General features: G+C 55.5%; 13 protein-coding genes and 1 tRNA gene. 6 read left to right on the top strand and 8 right to left on the bottom strand.

Going from position 1 to position 15,926, the window contains the following annotated elements; genetic code table 11:
* Positions 1 to 161 precede the first annotated feature (161 nt).
* Together pta and NG653_RS09900 are read left to right on the top strand one after the other, a co-directional pair.
* The gene (pta, locus tag NG653_RS09895; RefSeq protein ID WP_252741544.1) at positions 162 to 2,255 is read left to right on the top strand and encodes a phosphate acetyltransferase; all 2,094 of its coding nucleotides are present in this window, start codon (positions 162 to 164) and stop codon (positions 2,253 to 2,255) included.
* A 29-nt stretch (positions 2,256 to 2,284) separates the two neighbouring features.
* On the top strand, positions 2,285 to 3,484 hold the full coding sequence (locus tag NG653_RS09900) for an acetate/propionate family kinase (protein ID WP_252741545.1): 1,200 nt from the start codon (positions 2,285 to 2,287) through the stop codon (positions 3,482 to 3,484).
* Between the two features lie 32 nt (positions 3,485 to 3,516).
* Here NG653_RS09900 and NG653_RS09905 read toward each other — a convergent pair whose 3' ends face one another.
* Positions 3,517 to 3,927 (bottom strand): hypothetical protein, encoded by a 411-nt coding sequence (locus tag NG653_RS09905; RefSeq protein ID WP_252741546.1) that lies wholly within the window; start codon positions 3,925 to 3,927, stop codon positions 3,517 to 3,519.
* A 23-nt stretch (positions 3,928 to 3,950) separates the two neighbouring features.
* Positions 3,951 to 4,712, bottom strand: coding sequence for an HAD family hydrolase (locus NG653_RS09910; RefSeq protein ID WP_252741547.1), 762 nt, complete (start codon positions 4,710 to 4,712; stop codon positions 3,951 to 3,953).
* Between the two features lie 230 nt (positions 4,713 to 4,942).
* Here NG653_RS09910 and NG653_RS09915 point away from each other — a divergent pair, with 230 nt between their 5' ends.
* From NG653_RS09915 to NG653_RS09925, 3 genes are read left to right on the top strand one after another with little or no spacing between them, the layout of a single operon-like run.
* Positions 4,943 to 5,272 carry a YtxH domain-containing protein gene (locus NG653_RS09915; RefSeq protein ID WP_252741548.1) on the top strand — a complete coding sequence of 110 codons (330 nt, stop codon included), beginning with the start codon at positions 4,943 to 4,945 and terminating at the stop codon, positions 5,270 to 5,272.
* 5 nt (positions 5,273 to 5,277) lie between these two features.
* A complete protein-coding gene (locus NG653_RS09920) occupies positions 5,278 to 5,628 on the top strand; it encodes a hypothetical protein (protein WP_252741549.1) in 351 nt (116 codons plus the stop codon).
* Between the two features lie 4 nt (positions 5,629 to 5,632).
* Positions 5,633 to 5,875: a hypothetical protein gene (locus tag NG653_RS09925; RefSeq protein ID WP_252741550.1), complete on the top strand. Its 243-nt coding sequence runs from the start codon at positions 5,633 to 5,635 to the stop codon at positions 5,873 to 5,875.
* Here the strand turns inward: NG653_RS09925 and NG653_RS09930 are convergent.
* Both NG653_RS09930 and NG653_RS09935 read right to left on the bottom strand, forming a co-directional pair.
* Entirely contained in the window at positions 5,872 to 6,942 is a 1,071-nt protein-coding gene (locus NG653_RS09930) for a response regulator (RefSeq protein WP_252741551.1), read from the bottom strand. The genes NG653_RS09925 and NG653_RS09930 overlap by 4 nt on opposite strands.
* A complete protein-coding gene (locus tag NG653_RS09935) occupies positions 6,920 to 10,591 on the bottom strand; it encodes a PAS domain S-box protein (protein ID WP_252741552.1) in 3,672 nt (1,223 codons plus the stop codon). The genes NG653_RS09930 and NG653_RS09935 overlap by 23 nt, the downstream gene beginning before the upstream one ends.
* Positions 10,592 to 10,775: 184 nt before the next feature.
* Here NG653_RS09935 and NG653_RS09940 point away from each other — a divergent pair, with 184 nt between their 5' ends.
* Entirely contained in the window at positions 10,776 to 11,555 is a 780-nt protein-coding gene (locus tag NG653_RS09940; RefSeq protein ID WP_252741553.1) for a patatin-like phospholipase family protein, read from the top strand.
* Between the two features lie 67 nt (positions 11,556 to 11,622).
* Here NG653_RS09940 and NG653_RS09945 read toward each other — a convergent pair whose 3' ends face one another.
* From NG653_RS09945 to gldJ, 4 genes are all read right to left on the bottom strand, one after another.
* Entirely contained in the window at positions 11,623 to 12,087 is a 465-nt protein-coding gene (locus tag NG653_RS09945; RefSeq protein WP_252741554.1) for an Hsp20/alpha crystallin family protein, read from the bottom strand.
* A gap of 543 nt (positions 12,088 to 12,630) precedes the next feature.
* Positions 12,631 to 12,705 (bottom strand) — tRNA-Val (locus NG653_RS09950).
* A 92-nt stretch (positions 12,706 to 12,797) separates the two neighbouring features.
* A complete protein-coding gene (locus NG653_RS09955; RefSeq protein ID WP_252741555.1) occupies positions 12,798 to 14,075 on the bottom strand; it encodes a UDP-N-acetylmuramoyl-tripeptide--D-alanyl-D-alanine ligase in 1,278 nt (425 codons plus the stop codon).
* A gap of 77 nt (positions 14,076 to 14,152) precedes the next feature.
* Positions 14,153 to 15,817, bottom strand: a complete 1,665-nt coding sequence (gene gldJ / locus NG653_RS09960; protein ID WP_252741556.1) for a gliding motility lipoprotein GldJ — start codon at positions 15,815 to 15,817, stop codon at positions 14,153 to 14,155.
* Positions 15,818 to 15,926: the final 109 nt, after the last annotated feature.

Consider the following 15,926-nt stretch of genomic DNA (forward strand, 5'->3'; position numbering starts at 1 on the left):
TATCCCCGGAAAGCGCGGCGGGAAATGATTTGGATCAGTCTTCCCTGGCAGCCTGGCGGGTGTTCCGGGCAGATTTTATCAGGATTTTCTCGCCCTTCACGGGGCCTTTGACCGGTGAAACCCCTAACTTTGCCACTTGCGGAAAATGAATCCTTTCTTCGATGAATAAAGCCATATATATCGCCACCATAGAAGCGAACAGCGGGAAGTCAATCGTTTCCCTGGGCCTTATGCACCTCCTGCTGGGCAGGATGGCCCGCGTTGGGTATTTCAGGCCGATTATCAATGATTATCCCGAAGGCCAGAAGGACAACCATATCCAAACCATCCTGTCGTACTTCAATATCCCCATGGAATACGAAGAGGCCTATGCCTGTACCCGTAGCGAAGTGGTTCTCAAGAGCAGCCGCGACCAGGAAGACGAGCTCCTGGATACGATTATCGGGAAATACAAGGCCATAGAAAGCCGGTTCGATTTTGTGCTGGTGGAAGGGACTGATTTTGTGGGCGAAGGCGCCATTATCGAATGGGATGTAAATGTGTTGATGGCCAAGAACCTCGGCATCCCCACCCTGATTATTTCCAGCGGGGTGGGCAAAACGCTGGAGGAACTGGTCAACAGCCTGGCTTTGGCCGTTGACTCCTTCAAGGACAAGGGCGTGGAGGTACTGATGGCGGTCGCCAACAAGGTACAGCCTGAAAACCGGGCCCTGATCCTCGAGCGCCTGGGCGAAGAACTTCCCGGGGGGGTGTTGCTGGGCGCCATACCCCTGAACCCTGTCCTGTCCAACCCGAGCATCCGGGAGATCGTTGCCGCGGTGGAGGGCAAGGTTCTTTTCGGGAAAGAGCACCTCGATAACCAGGCCGGGCACTTTGGGGTAGGGGCCATGCAACTGCGCAATTACCTGAACCACATGGGGCAGGATACCCTGGTGATTACCCCGGGCGACCGGGCCGACATTATCCTTGGGGCCCTGCAGGCCCATGTGTCCACGAACTATCCGTCCGTTTCCGGGATTGTCCTTACCGGCGGGCTCCTCCCGGAAGATACGATTATCCGCCTCATCGAGGGCCTCTCCGAGGTGGTTCCCATCATTTCCGTGGAAGGCGGCACCTTTTCGGTCACCAACCAGATCGGGGCGGTAAGGCCTCAGATCTATGCCGAAAACAGCCAGAAGATAGACGTGTCTATAAAGGATTTTGCGCGGTTTGTGGAAGAAGATGCCCTGGCCGACCGGCTGGTTACTTTCCGGGCAGAAGGCATCACCCCCAGGATGTTCCAGTACAACCTGCTCAAAAAGGCACAGGCAGACCAAAAACACATTGTCCTGCCCGAGGGCACCGATGAGCGGATCCTCAGGGCCTGCCGCGACCTGGTCCACTCCAGGGCTGCCCGGGTCACCCTTTTGGGCAACCCCGAGGAGATACGACAGAAGGTGGCCCTCCTGGGGCTGGACCTCGACCTTGGGCAGGTACAGGTGCTCAACCCTGCACATTCCCCCCGGTTTGAGGAGTATGCCCAGACCCTTTACGAACTGCGTAAACACAAGAACATGAGCCCGGCCACCGCCAGGGACCTCATGGAAGACGTTTCCTATTTCGGGACCATGATGGTGTACAAAGGCCATGCCGATGGCATGGTTTCCGGGGCAACCCATACCACCCAACACACCATCAGGCCGGCCCTGCAATTTGTCAAGACCCGGCCGGGGGTTTCCCTGGTTTCCTCGGTCTTCTTTATGCTGCTCCCCGACCGGGTAGTGGTTTTCGGGGATTGCGCCATCAACCCCAACCCCACGGCCGCGGAACTGGCCGAGATTGCCATCTCGTCGGCCGATACCACTATGGCTTTCGGGCTGGAAGCGCGTATTGCCATGCTTTCCTATTCCTCGGGAAGTTCCGGTCAGGGTGCAGACGTCGACCGGGTAAGGGAAGCCACCCGCCTGGTCCGCGAAAAACGCCCCGACCTGAAAATCGAGGGGCCTATCCAGTACGACGCGGCCGTGGACCTGAAAGTAGGGCGCAGCAAGCTGCCCGACTCCGAGGTTGCCGGACGGGCCACGGTTTTTGTCTTCCCTGACCTGAACACGGGGAACAACACCTACAAGGCTGTACAGCGGGAAACGGGCGCCCTGGCGATTGGCCCGGTACTGCAGGGGTTGAACAAACCGGTTAACGACCTGAGCCGGGGATGCACCGAAGAGGATATTTACAATACCGTGGTGATTACCGCTATCCAGGCCCAGGGACTTTAGGCGGTACCCAGGCAATTAACAAAGAGCTCATGCAAACCCAGATCCTCGTTTTGAATTCGGGAAGTTCCTCCCTGAAATTCCAGTTGCTCAACATGCCCGATGAAGCCTCGGTATGCCATGGAATAGCCGAGCGGATCGGCACCGGCGGTACCCTGCTCAAATTCAATTCCCCTGAAGGGGCCTGGCAGGAGGAACTGGGGGATGCGGGCCATCGGGAAGCCCTGCAGCGCATTGCCCAAGCCCTGGGGGAATTGCAGCCCGGCACCCTTGATGGGGCCAATGGGATTGCCGCCATTGGGCATCGCGTGGTGCACGGGGGTACCCGGTTTTCAGGTACCGTGGCCGCAGATGCGGAGGTCCTGGAGCAGATCCGCGAACTCTCCGACCTGGCCCCCCTGCACAACCCGCACAACCTGGAAGGGATCCTCCTGTCGGAAGCCTTTTTCCCCGAAGCCCTTCAGGTTGCCGTTTTCGATACGGCCTTTCACCGGACCATCCCCCTGAAGGCCCGGAAATACGCCCTGCCCGAAAACCTTTACAGACAGCACGGCATACAGGTGTACGGGTTCCACGGAACCAGCCACAAGTATGTGCACAGCCTGGTGGCTCCCCTGCTTCCGGAAGGCGCCAAGGTGGTAAGCCTCCACCTGGGCAACGGATGTAGCGCCACGGCGATCAGGGGAGGGCAGAGTATCGACCACAGCCTGGGCTTTACCCCTTCCAATGGCCTTATCATGGGGTCCCGGAGCGGCGATATCGACCATGGGATAATCTTCTACCTGGTAGAGGAACTGGGGTATTCCCTCGAAGATGTCAAGAAACTGTTGAACAGGGAGAGCGGCCTGCTCGGCCTAACCGGTTTCAGCGACTTCCGCGATATCCAACAGGGGGCAGCCCAGGGCGATGAGGCCTGCAGGCTGGCCCTTGAGATGGCTGCTTACCGGATCAAAAAATACATAGGGGCCTACGCGGCTGCGATGAACGGGTTGGATGCCGTCCTGTTTACCGCAGGGATTGGGGAACATTCCTCTGTGCTCCGCGAAGCGGTCTGTCGCGACCTCGACTTTCTGGGGGTTCGCCTCGACCTGCAGAAGAACGGGGAATCCGGTGGGCGGGTACATCCCATCCACGCCGCAGATTCCCGGGTACGGGTGTTCGTGGTCCGCACCGATGAGGAGTTGGCCATCGCCAGGGAGGCACTTCGGCTGTGGAGGGAGCGCCGGGGATGACCTGCAGGCCCTCGCCTAAGCGAGTTGCCGGCTTATGCCCAATTTCTGGCATAGCCGAAAACCATTAGCTTGAATTTTCGGAAGTCCCGGGTAAAGACTTCTATCTTTTTGCCCAGTTCCTGATGTTGATCCCGGTAGGTGCTGTCGGCAACGCCTTCCACTCCTTGTTCTATTTTGCTCAGCAAGCGTTCATGTTCCATGATTTCATCGGCCAGGTACTCGTAAAGCATTTCGTGGAGCCGGTCGAGGTTGCCAAGCATTTCACTGTAGTCGGCCCCTTCAAAGGTTGACTTTTCCTGCTTTCTGAGCAGGGAGGCAAAGAAGCGCGTTTCATCTTTCCAAAAGGCTATGGTTTCCAGCCACTGCCGGCTTTCCTTGTGCAGGCTTTCCAGGCTTTGTGGCAACAGGTAGTCGTTGGAGGTCGTTAATTTCTTGGTGCTCATGGTTGTTTTTTTTAATAAAGGTCTTACAAGCGTTCCTTCAGGGAGGTCTGCAGGATTTCACGCGTGCGGTCCATGATTTCTTCCACCCGGGCCACAGGCATTCCTTTGATCAGGGCCACGTCTTCGAGGGAGAACAGCTGTTCCGTAACCAGTTCAAAAATCGAGCGCATGGGCTGCGGCAGCCTGAAGAGGGTGGCATCGAGGTGGCCCTGGGCCCGCTCCCTGGAATCTTCCTTTTCCATAAGGGCCATCAGGTCCTCATGGGCATCGTCGAGGAAAATGTTTTTAAGCAGGTAGTGGTGGTCGCGGTAGGAAATATCATCCAACTCGTCCATCATCACCAGGTCGCCATCCCCGTCTGTGCTGAAGGCCTCGTCCATCCCTTCCCTTTCCGCTTTGGAATAATCGTCTATATTGTCGTACAGGTACGCTTCGAATTCTTCCTCCACCTCCATGTCGCTGAGGAGTTTTTCCGCCCGCTGGAAGATCCAGGAATGGAACTGGCCTTTGTCCCCCACCTCGTCGAGGTGGTCATAGACCTCCAGGATCAGTTGGTCAAAGAGGTCTTCGGGCCGGTATTTGTTATGTGAAATCACCCCTTTGGCAAGGGCGATGCGAAGGCCCCGGGTGAGATAGCGTTTGGCGCCCTGTAGGAGCTTCAACAACAACTCATTGAAGGCTTCGCGTTTGTCTTCTTCCCTCAGCCGCTTCAGGACCGGGTAATTCTCGTTGACAAACCGGTGGAATTCGGCCTGTCTTTTGTCGTAATGCAGGGTATTTTCCATGACGCCTTCATTTTTGGGGTTCACAGTACAAGGTCATCTTTTTACCCTCCAAAAAAAATGATCTGTATCAGTCCTTTTCGCCCCTGGCCCGGGGGCAGGAGCGGCCTTGCCGGAGAAATGCCGTAGGGCCCTAAAAACCCCGCGTAAATGACGCAGGTCATTTCCCTCCCGGAATGGAATTCCTAGTTTAGGGGTCTTAAAGGAATAGTAATTTTTAAAACCCAATAGCCATGAGAACAGATAGTGGAACCATTATGCTGGCCCTGTTGACAGGAGCAGCTATCGGAGCCGGGGTAGGAATCCTCTATGCCCCGGACAAAGGGTCCAAAACCCGGAAAAAAATCAAAAACAAAGTAGAGGAGACCAGCCATGACCTGGCTGAACGCCTTACCCACGCCAAGGACGAACTTACCCGTTCCGCAAGGGAAAAAAGGGATGAGTTCGAGCACAAGCTGGAAGATACCCTGAGCACGATGAGCTACAAGGCCGATGATATCATCGCCGGCCTGGAACATAAGCTGGAAGACCTTCGCAAGAAGAACGCCCAGTTTCAGAAGTAAGTTCCATGCAAGCCCCGGTCGTACAAGATGAGTTTGTAAAAGCTGCGGGGGAGGTTCAGAACTATGTGGAATCCAGTACGGATTACCTCAGGTTGAGGATGTTCAAAACCCTTATGCGCCTGGTAACTTCACTTGCGAAGTCACTGGTGATGGGGGTTTTGGCATTGCTGACCCTACTGTTCCTCTCCCTGGCAGCTTCCCTTTCCCTGGGTGAAAAACTGGGCGATTACCCCCAGGGTTTTCTCTGGGTAGGGGGCTTTTACCTGTTGGTGGCAGCTATGGCCTTCCTGTTGCGCCACCGCCTGGAAAGGACGGTACTCCGCCATTTTTCGGATTTGTATTTTGATGAATTGTAATCGCATGAAAAGGAAGTTTTCCTCTTTCGAAGAGATCGACGCGCAACTGGAGCTGCTCCGGGTGCAGCGGCAACTCAGTATGAACCGCTTAAGGCTTCAACTGAGGGAAAGCCCGGTGCAGATCGCGAGCAGCCTCTGGACGCAGGCCGTAAAGCCAGCCCTTACCAACGCGGCCATCGGCTGGCTCTTGCGACGCCTCAGGGGCATGCGCCAGAAATTGCGGCCTGAGCTGCCCCCGGCGGCTTAGCCGAAAGCAGCGATTTGTTCCAGCCGTTTGCGATCGAGGATGAGAATCCGGCGCGATTTCCCCATTCCAATGACCCCTTCTTCCTTGAGTTCCGAGAGCGTCCGGATCGCGGTTTCCGTAGCTGTGCCGACCATGCCCGCCAGATCTTCGCGGGCAATATCGATGCCTTCTTTTGTTTCGTTTTGAATCAGGCCAGCCCTTTGTAATTTGAGCAGGGCCCTGGCCAGCCGCTGCCTGACCGGCGAATAGGCCAGGTTCACCAGCTGCTGCTGGGCGTCGATCAGGTCGCTGGAAATCAACTCGATGAACTTCTGAGAAACTTCCCGGTTCTCCTCCAGCAGGTGTACGAAGTCTGCCTTGGGGATGCTGTAGATTTCGGAGGGTTCGATGATGGTGGCGGTCTCCAGGTAGGTGTTGTTGGGGTTCAGCATCGACAATTGCCCGACGAATTCCCCTTCCTGGCAGATCCCGGTGACCAGTTCCTTGCCCCCTTCGGTGGATTTGTAGGTCTTTACCAGCCCGCTTTTGAGGAAAAAGAGGTGGTGGGCGGCATTGCCTTCCATAAACAGGATTTCCCGGGGCTTGTAGTTTTTGGAGTAGTAGGTTTTTTCAATGGCTTCCCGGTTGAGGTAGGCCGAGGCCTCCTGCAAGAATTCATTGATCCCCCGCAGGTCCCTGCTGAATTCCCTCTGGAAGAATTCGTGCTTTTTGAGGCGTGTGGAGACAGCTTCCAGCAGTTCATGTTCTTCGAAGGGTTTGGTCAGGTAGTCGTCTGCCCCGAGGTTCATGCCTTTCCGCACATCGGTCCGGTCCGCTTTCGCCGAAAGGAAGATAAAGGGGATTTTGGCGGTCCGTTCTTCCCGCTGAAGGGTTTCCAGTACCTGGTATCCGTCGATACCCGGCATCATGATATCGCAGATAATCAGGTCCGGGGCCAGGTTTCTGGCCTTTTCAATCCCGGACGCCCCGTCGGGGCTGGTTACAACCTGGTAGTGCGCCAGTTCCAGCAAATCAGCGGTGTTTTCGCGTACGTCCTGGTTGTCTTCAATGATCAGAATTTTCTTCATCTGCCTTTTGGTTTAGGTGCACCGGCAGGTGCAGGTGGAAGGTACTCCCCTCATGGAGCCGGCTTTGGAAGGAAATCGTCCCTCCCATCAGTTCGGTATATTGTTTAACGATGTGCAGTCCAAGGCCGGTGCCCGGGATGTTAATGGCGTTCCCGGCGCGGAAGAACCGCTGGAACAGCTGGTCCTGCTCGGCTTCAGGGATGCCCATACCCTCGTCTTTCACGGAAATGGTCAGGGAATCGCCCTCGCAGTGGATATGGATAAAAATCACCTTGTCTTCCCGGGAATACTTGATGGCATTTGAAAGGAGGTTCAGCAGGATATGGCGCATGAGTTTCGGGTCGAGGGTTACCATCAGCGATCCCACGGCCACCTCCTCCACGAAATGCTGGCCTACCTTGAGGCTGCTTTCCAGTTCTTCCAGCACGGATCGGATGAGCTCCAGCAGGTCGAAACGGACCGGGTCGCAGCTCATTTTTCCTTCCTCCAGCTTGCTCAGCGACAGGAAGTCATTCAAGATGACCACCAGGTTCCTGACGTTGTTCTTGATTTGGTTCAGGTACCTTAGACGCTTTTCCTCCTTGCCGGGTTCATTCTGCTTTCCGATAAGGATGGCTGAGGAATGAATGGCGCTGAGCGGGGTGCGGAATTCATGGGATGCCATGGAGATAAAGCGCGATTTCAACTCGTTGAGTTCCTGCTCGATCTGCAGGGCCCTTAGCAGCTCCTTTTCCGCCTTTTTATGCTCGGTTATGTTGCTGAAGACCAACAGGGCGGAGCCCTTTCCTTCCCTCATGGGCAGGGGGGAGGAATTCACGTCGTAAATATTTTCCCCCACCTGGAATTCAAAGGAATGGTGCCGGCCCTCCAGGGTGTTCCCGATTTTTGAGGCCAGGTCCGATACCTGGGCCGGGGAGAGGCCGGGGGTATCGCTCAGGGACATGCCTTCGAAGTCCCAGCGGTCCAACGCCAGGCGGTCCAGCTCTTCCCCTTGCAGGTGCAGGTAACGGAGTGCCTGGTCGAAGACCATAATGACGCCTTTGGGGAAGTTCCTCGCAATGGCAGCAAAGAGTGATTCGCTGGCCAGGGCGCGGTCTTCTGCCTCCTGCGTGGTCCGTATTTGCTGTTCCAGGCTGAGGTTGGTTTTCAGCAATTGCTGTACGGTGGATTCTACTTCCCGGGTGCGCTCGGCGACGTCCCGCTCCAGGTTCTTGGCGTATTTTTCCAGTTTTTGCTGGCTCGCTTCCAGCCGCTGGCGGGTCAGGTGCCTCTCGATCGCTAACCCTGCCAGTTGCAGTGCATCCAGGATTAACTCTTCGTGCTCTTTGCCAGGCTTTCCGGGGGTTTTGCTGAAAAAAGTACAGGTGCCAAGCACCATTTTTTCGGAGGACAAAACCGGGTAGGACCAACTGCTGCGATACCCGGCTTCTTCAAGCGCTATCAGGAAGGGGCCGGGTTTCGGGATGTCCCGGAGGTCGCTGAGCCATACCGCTTTTTTGGTTAGGGTGGCCTCGCGACAGGGACGGCCGGAATCTTCCCGGAGGGAGACTTGTTGAAGGTGCCTTTCCAGGGAATGGGCCAACCCCTGGCTCCCGATGGGTTGGAGCATATCGGTTTCCGGGACCGTGAGGCACAGCTGCACCCCCAGGCGGGGAAGGCGGCTGCCCAGCAATTTCAGGATGGCGTTTGCACACTGCTCCAGGGGCAGGTCCTGGGTTATCGATTCCAGGATGTTGCGGACCAGGTCTTTGCGTTCCCCCTCGAAGATGAGCTCGCTGACGTCGTTCTGGACCCCGATAAAGTGGGTGGCCTTCCCGGTTTCGTCCAGGATGGGGGTTATGGTCAGTTCGTTCCAGAAGAGGCTTCCATCCTTGCGGTAGTTCCTGAGCACCACCCTTGAAGGGCCGCCTTCTTTCAAGGCTTTGCGGATGGTTTCAATCGCTGCCTGTTCCGTGTCGTCGCCCTGCAGGAAGCGGCAGTTTTTCCCAATGACCTCCTCCCTGGGATAGCCGGTAATTTTCGTAAAGGCCTCGTTGCAGTAGATTACCGGGTTGTCGGGTTGGCTGCCGTCGGAAATCAGGATCCCGTTCCCGGCGGCTTCCAGCGCCCGGTTTCTCAGGTCCAGCACCCTTTGGGTCGACCGGGCCCGGGTAATGTCGCGGGCCACCCCCAAAACCTGGCCGGTTCCGGCCGGGGCATATCGGATTTCAAAGCATCGGCGCCCCAGTTCAGAGTCGAGGGAGAATTCAAGGTTTGTTGTTTTTCCCTCTTCCATGCATTGCCGGATGCAGGTTTGCATAGGTTTCGCAATAGTTTCCGGAAAGCACTCCGAAACCAATTTTCCCTCCAGGGTTTCAGGGCTCCAGAAGGGGTCTTCCGTTTCCAGGGCTTTCACATCCAGAATTTTTCCCCTGGGGCCATGGATCAGGATCACGTCGGGGATGGCTTTCAGGATAGCCCGGTTCCTGGCTTCGCTGTCGAGGAGCTCCCGCTCCATGATCCTTTGTTCGGTAATATCTGCCCCTGAGCAGATAAGCCCCGTAATGGTTCCATCAGGATCCTTCAACAGGGCATTCCGCCAGCGGATCAACCGTTTTTTTCCCTTGCCGGTGCCCATGTGGCTTTCAAAATACTCGGTCAGTTCACTTCGCCCTTCCATAGTGCTCCTGAAGAGGATCCTGAGCCGTTTCCCCTCGGAGGGGCTCCCCAGGAACGAAAGCCAGTTCTTGCCCAGCAGCGCATCACGTGAATACCCGAGCACTTCACAAACTTTTTGGTTGACCAGGACGATTTCAAAGTTGGGCCGGATCACTGCGAACATAGACGCGGCCGAATCGAGATAACTCTGCAACCGTCTTTTTTCCCTGAGCAGGGCTTTCTGGCTGCGCACCTGCAGGGAGACATCCCGAACTATGGCCAGAACCCTAAGGTCATTCATGGGAACCAACCGGGCCTCATAAAATCGGGTTGCTCCGGCGGTAAGTGAGAAATCCAGTTGCTGCGGCTGTTTTATTTGCATCACCTGCTCCATGGCAGCATAAAACCGGTCCATTACCCGTGAAGGGAGGAATTGAGCCAGGGTACGTCCCTTAACCAGGGTTTCCCCTGAAAGGAATCCCGACCCCAGGGGGGGATAAAAATCCAGGAGGTTTCCGTGGAAATCCATCATGAGGATGGTATCCGGGATGGCCTCCAGCAGGGCATCTGTTTTAATTCTTTCTTCTTTCAGGAGCGCTTTCTGGCCCTGACCGGGAACGGCCCCGATTGCTTTCAGGAGCAGGAGCCATAGGCCCCGGGTTCCCGTGGCGTGTGCTTCCACCTGCAGTTGCATAAGCGCTGATCCCGGGGGTTGGCCCGGGTAGGGAAGGGTAAAGGGTTGATCCCCTTCCAGCTTTTCGCCGGGGATTCCCCCGGGGATGAATTCCGAAACTGCCCGGCCATCAAAGCCTTCAGGGGTGGTTCCGAAGAGCCTGGCCGCCGCAGGGTTCCCCATTCGGATCTGGCCCTTGCGGTCTATAAGCAGTACAGCTTCCCCCGTAGCCTGAAACAGGGGAAGCAAATGCGAGGGATGTACCTGGGTAGGGTCCATGTTCTTATCGTATACTTTTCGGGGTTGTTCGCTTAAGCGATACCCCGGGGCAGGGGCCATAGGTTTTCCTGACCGCTGAAACCGGCCTTTCCAAGGGTTATTGCCGGGCTGCCAGGGCCCTTTTACCGGCACCCTCAAAGGTAGTCGGTACGGGGCTTCCCATTTTATGACAACCGTCAGCTAAGGGGCAACGGATTTCCCTAAATTTAGGCATTTAATTCAGGATTTTCGTATACTCGCACCTATGAAGACAGCTTTAGTCCTTTCCGGCGGCGGATATCGGGGGATTGCCCACATTGGGGTGCTTCGGGCCCTTGAGGAATGGGGCCTGACCCCTGACCTCATTGCCGGCACCAGCGCAGGGGCCGTTATAGGGGCCCTCTATGCGCAGGGTACCACGACAGAGGAAATGCTCAAATTGTTCAAGGGGTTGCAATTGCTGAGTTTCAGCAATTACGCCTTTGGGAAACCCGGCTGGGTGGACCCTGAGAATTTCCGGGAGACCCTGAAAAAGCACCTCCCGGAGGATGACTTTTCTTCCCTCAAAATCCCAATGCGGGTTACGGCGACAAATATCCTGACGGGAGAACTTAAGGTTTTCACCGAAGGCCCATTGATCGCAACCCTGCTGGCATCCGCCGCGTTCCCTGGGGTTTTTGCGCCTGTGGAGATCGGGGAGGGCTACTATGTAGACGGGGGGGTCATGAACAACTTTCCCGCCGATCTGGTTCGTGACGACGCCGACGTGGTGATTGGGGTATATGTGAATCCCTTCGAACAAGTGGGCAAGGCAGATATCAAGCACTCCATTACAGTCCTGGAACGGGTCATAAAAATTAAGACGGCCACGGATTCTATCGCCAAGTTCGAGCTGTGCGACCTGCTGATCTATCCCAGGAAATTGCGCAAATTCAGCACTTTTATGGAGAAGGACCTCGATACCATATACGAGCTCGGGTATCGCGAAGCCCGAAAACAATTGAAGGATGCCCCCGAGGGGCTTCTTCCCGGGAAAAAGGAATAAAAAAGCCCCGTATCCGGGGATATCCACAAGGCATCCTCAGATACGGGGTCCCGGACCGAAGGGCTTTTCAGCCTACTTCAATCACTTTGGGAGGCCTCTTCTTGGCTTCCTCCCTTTTCATCAATTTAAAGCGCAGGATACCGTCGTTGTACCTGGCTTTAATTTCTTCCTCTTTAACGGTTTCAGGAAGTTGCAGGGATCTTTCGAAAGCGGAATAGTTAAATTCCCTACGGGTGTACTCCTCTTCTTTCTCCTCTTTGGTGAATTCTTTTTTGGCAGAAATGTTGAGGAATCCGTCTTCGATGGTCACCTCAAAGTCTTTTTTCGAGAACCCCGGTGCAGCCAGTTCTATTTCAAAATGGTCGTCGGTTTCCCTGATGTTTAGTGCTGGTTCCACGGTTTTTCCGTTCCAGAAGTCCGTTTCCATCAGCCCGCCTTTCCACATGCGGTCGTCGAAGAAGTTCTCCATATCAAAGAAGTCCCGGGTGATCAGGCTTCCGAATGGCCTTCTGTTAAACTTAACTAAGGTCATGATAAATGGGGTTTTTAAGGTTAGACAATAGGTTTTTTTGATCACCCCGAAGATATAAAGGCCTTTTGGCCAGGGAAATGATCCACGTCAGGACAGGGGGGAATTCAGTGGGAAACCGAAAAAATTTTGGTTAGGGTGGGTGATCCAGACCCGTCCCGCTGCTGCAATTGGAAAACCCGCCATTCGCTGGCGTGAACGGCCGGCATATCATTTCCTCCGGCCCAACTTCTGGATTACTTCCCCCGATAACTATCGGGGTCAGTGATCCAGACCGGTCCCGCTGCTGCAATTAGAAAACCCGCCCATTCGCTGGCGCGAACGGCCGGCGTATCATTTCCTCCGGCCCAACTTCTGGATTACTTCCCCCGATAACTATCGGGGTCAGTGATCCAGACCGGTCCCGCTGCTGCAATTAGAAAACGAAAACCCACAGGCCCATGCGGGCCTTGTGTTTTTTTCCATTTCTCCCTCATCTCCGAGTAAACTCGGATTCGGTTGAAATGGAAAAACCCACGGCTTTAGCCGTGGGTTTTCTGAGTGATGTGGGACATACTGGATTCGAACCAGTGACCTCTGCCCTGTCAAGGCAGCGCTCTAAACCAACTGAGCTAATATCCCGGAAAGGGAGCGCAAGATCGGAAAAATTGGCCGTTTATAAAAGCATTTTTTTTGGGGTTTGCGCCTGGTGGCTTCAGCCATTCTGTGTCGGGTCAGAGGTAGTCAAGCAGCCGCTCCAGGGCCATCCCTCGTGAGGCCTTGATCAGCAGGGTTGCCGGTCCTTGTATGGAATTTGCCTTCAGGTAATCGGCCAGGGCCTCAAAACTTTCAAAAGTGCGGAAAGGCGATTTTGTTGCGGAAAATTCCCTGCCCACCAGGTAGGCGTTTTCCAGGCCCAGTTCGAGGGCCAGGTCTGCGATTGCCTGGTGTTCCCTGCCTGCATCATCCCCCAGTTCGAACATATCACCCAGAATGGCCACTTTATTTGCTACGGGAAGGGAGGCCAGGTGCTCAAGGGCAGCCCCCATGCTGCTGGGGTTGGCATTGTAGGCGTCCAAAATGATCTCCAACCCTCCCCGGGTCAGCAATTGGGAACGGTTGTTTTGGGGCAGGTAGGTCTCTATGGCGTCCCTGACCAAAGGAAGGGGCACATTGAAATGATGCCCGATCAGGGCGGCAACGGCGCAATTGCTGAAGTTGTATCCCCCGCTCAGGCGAGACTGTATGCGGGTATCCTCCACCTTCAGGGTGACAAAAGGGGCAGCCCCCAGGTTTTCGACCCTGTAGTGGCCCGGATCGTGGGTGCTGAAGCCGGATTTGTTGGCGTAACCCTGCAATTTCTCGCACTGAATGGGGTCGTCTGCATTGAAGAAAACCGATTTGCCAGCGGAAATCAGGTAGTCGTACAATTCGCTTTTCCCCTTGATGACCCCCTGCACCCCGCCGAAGCCCTCAAGATGCGCTTTCCCGAAATTGGTGATATAGCCGTAGTCGGGTTCGGCCAGCCCGCTTAAAAAGGCGATTTCCTTTTGGTGGTTTGCGCCCATTTCCACCACTGCCATCTCGGTATCGGCCTGCAGGCGCAACAAGGTGAGGGGTACCCCGATATGGTTGTTCAGGTTCCCTGCCGTGGCCAGGGTGCGGTATTTGCGCCCGAGGACCGCGGCAATCAATTCTTTGGTAGTGGTCTTGCCGTTGCTTCCGGTAAGGGCAATCACCGTGGCCCTGCACTGCCTCCGGTGGTGGGTTCCCAGGTCCTGCAGGCATTTCAGGGCATCTGCCACCACGATCACCCTGTCGGACGGGGCCGGGGGCGCTTCGTCCACAATGGCATAGGCCGCCCCCTTGGCCAGGGCGTCTTCGGCAAAATGGTTCCCGTTGAAGTTTTCTCCTTTTAAGGCAAAGAACAGGCTGTCGGGTACGATATGCCTGCTGTCGGTGCTTATCCCGGGATGTTTCAGGAACAGGGTGTAAATCTCTTCAAGGCTCATGGCGCAAATAACGGCTATGGCGTAAATATAAAAAGCCCCGACCAGAAGTCGGGGCTTTTTACCGCGGGAGGGGAAATTTATTTCCTCACTTTTTTACCGCGTACCGTTTTGTTCTTGTCCTTGGACTTGGAGCCCACCCTGGACATGGCACAGCGGAACCCAATGTAGTCCGTGGCCATATACTGGGGCAGGTACCTTCTCTGGGCCGGGTCGAGCCAGTAGGCCCGGTCGCGCCAGGAACCGCCTTTGTAGACCCGTACTTCGTTATTGATCAGGGAGGTGCGGGAGTTGCTCTTGTCGTATTCCCTGACCAGGTTGCCCTCCTCATCGCGCTCGATCGTATGGCTGGGGGCATTGTACATTTTCCGCTCGTCTTCCTCATCGCTGAAGCGGTCGAAGAACCTGGAAGACCCGGGGTCCCCATCGCGGTATCCGCGGGCATCGCTCTCGGCGAAGTTCGTCCGCAGGTAGGTGTCTTCCTCATCAACGGGTATCATCTTTACTTCCCCTGGCATATTCACGGCCACAATCTTCCCGTTTGGCAGGGTATCGTAGACGATTTCGTCCTGCGGAAGCACTTTCACCTTGCCGTCTTCGCCTATGGCTTTTTTCATGAAGACGTTCCCCCTGAAGTAGTTGAAATCGCTGATTTCGTCATCCACTATGGGACGGTATACGTCCGCTACCCATTCGGCCACGTTGCCGGCCATGTCATACAGCCCGTGGTCGTTGGGCTTGTAGGATTTTACAGGGGCGGTAATATCGGCCCCGTCGTCGGACCATCCGGCAATCCCGCCGTAGTCTCCCTTGGCCTGCTTGAAGTTTGCGAGTTGGTCACCCCGGCCAACGCGCTGGCCGCTCCGGGTGTAATCGCCTTCCCAGGGATATTTTTTCCGTCCCCGGTAGTTGTTGTATTCCCTTGAACCCACAAGGGCCTGGGCGGCATATTCCCATTCGGTTTCCGTGGGGAGCCTGTATTCCGGCATGATGATCCCCGTACTCCTCTTGGCGAAAGTAGGCATGGAATCCTTTTGCATTTTTCCCATAAGGGTATCGATCTGCCCCCCGTAAACGGATTTCGGGTTATTCAGGTAGGCCTCCGTGCTGAAGGTTCCGCCTATTTCGCCGTTCATGGCGCGGTATTTTACATCTTCAGCCAGGTATCCTTCCCGTTCCAGCATGGCTTCGTTGACCCTGTCAGTACGCCATTCGGCAAATTGGGTAGCCTGTACCCAGTTGACCCCCACTACCGGATATTCGGCATAGGCGGGGTGCCTCAGGTAGTTATTGGTCATGGTTTCATTGAAGCCCAGGCGGTTCCTCCACACCAGGGTGTCGGGCAAAGCCCCTTCATAGATGTTGGTGTATCTCGGATCTTCCGGCGGGTAAACGCTTTTCAGGTAATCGAGGTATTCCAGGTACATCACGTTGGTCACCTCCGTTTCGTCCATATAAAAGGATTGAACGTGTTGGGTGGTTGCCGTGTTGTTCCAGTCGTGCATCACGTCATCCTGCACTTTTCCCTTGGTAAAGGTCCCGCCTTCAACAAACACAAGGCCCGGGGCGGTTTCCTGTTCCTTGAAATCCGAATTGTACTGGAACCCTCCTTCCTTGGCATTGATTTTCCAGCCGGTGGCCCGGGAAACATCCTTGGACCCCGAAGATTTCTTGCAACTCTGCATGCTCAGGGAACCTATGGCCAGGGCCGCGGCAACGAATGAGGTGATACGTCTTTGTTTCATTTGTATTTAGGACTTTGGTTTCGCTCCGGGCCCCGGGGGGCCTGGATTGCTTTTAGAACGATTGCTTTTCGGCTACTTAAACGGCTTAAAACCCATAATATTTTGTGGT

It is taken from the genome of Robiginitalea marina (assembly GCF_024006985.1).
GTDB classification, from domain to species: domain Bacteria; phylum Bacteroidota; class Bacteroidia; order Flavobacteriales; family Flavobacteriaceae; genus Robiginitalea; species Robiginitalea marina.

Excerpts from the sequence above, each read along its gene's own strand:
- NG653_RS09910 (WP_252741547.1), bottom strand. The coding sequence starts at position 4,712 with ATGGAAAATACCCTGCATTACGACAAAAGACAGGCCGAATTCCACCGG.
- NG653_RS09915 (WP_252741548.1), top strand. The coding sequence starts at position 4,943 with ATGAGAACAGATAGTGGAACCATTATGCTGGCCCTGTTGACAGGAGCA.
- NG653_RS09900 (WP_252741545.1), top strand. The coding sequence starts at position 2,285 with ATGCAAACCCAGATCCTCGTTTTGAATTCGGGAAGTTCCTCCCTGAAA.
- NG653_RS09905 (WP_252741546.1), bottom strand. The coding sequence starts at position 3,927 with ATGAGCACCAAGAAATTAACGACCTCCAACGACTACCTGTTGCCACAA.
- gldJ (WP_252741556.1), bottom strand. The coding sequence starts at position 15,817 with ATGAAACAAAGACGTATCACCTCATTCGTTGCCGCGGCCCTGGCCATA.
- NG653_RS09930 (WP_252741551.1), bottom strand. The coding sequence starts at position 6,942 with ATGAAGAAAATTCTGATCATTGAAGACAACCAGGACGTACGCGAAAAC.
- NG653_RS09920 (WP_252741549.1), top strand. The coding sequence starts at position 5,278 with ATGCAAGCCCCGGTCGTACAAGATGAGTTTGTAAAAGCTGCGGGGGAG.
- pta (WP_252741544.1), top strand. The coding sequence starts at position 162 with ATGAATAAAGCCATATATATCGCCACCATAGAAGCGAACAGCGGGAAG.
- NG653_RS09935 (WP_252741552.1), bottom strand. The coding sequence starts at position 10,591 with ATGGCCCCTGCCCCGGGGTATCGCTTAAGCGAACAACCCCGAAAAGTA.
- NG653_RS09945 (WP_252741554.1), bottom strand. The coding sequence starts at position 12,087 with ATGACCTTAGTTAAGTTTAACAGAAGGCCATTCGGAAGCCTGATCACC.
- NG653_RS09940 (WP_252741553.1), top strand. The coding sequence starts at position 10,776 with ATGAAGACAGCTTTAGTCCTTTCCGGCGGCGGATATCGGGGGATTGCC.
- NG653_RS09955 (WP_252741555.1), bottom strand. The coding sequence starts at position 14,075 with ATGAGCCTTGAAGAGATTTACACCCTGTTCCTGAAACATCCCGGGATA.
- NG653_RS09925 (WP_252741550.1), top strand. The coding sequence starts at position 5,633 with ATGAAAAGGAAGTTTTCCTCTTTCGAAGAGATCGACGCGCAACTGGAG.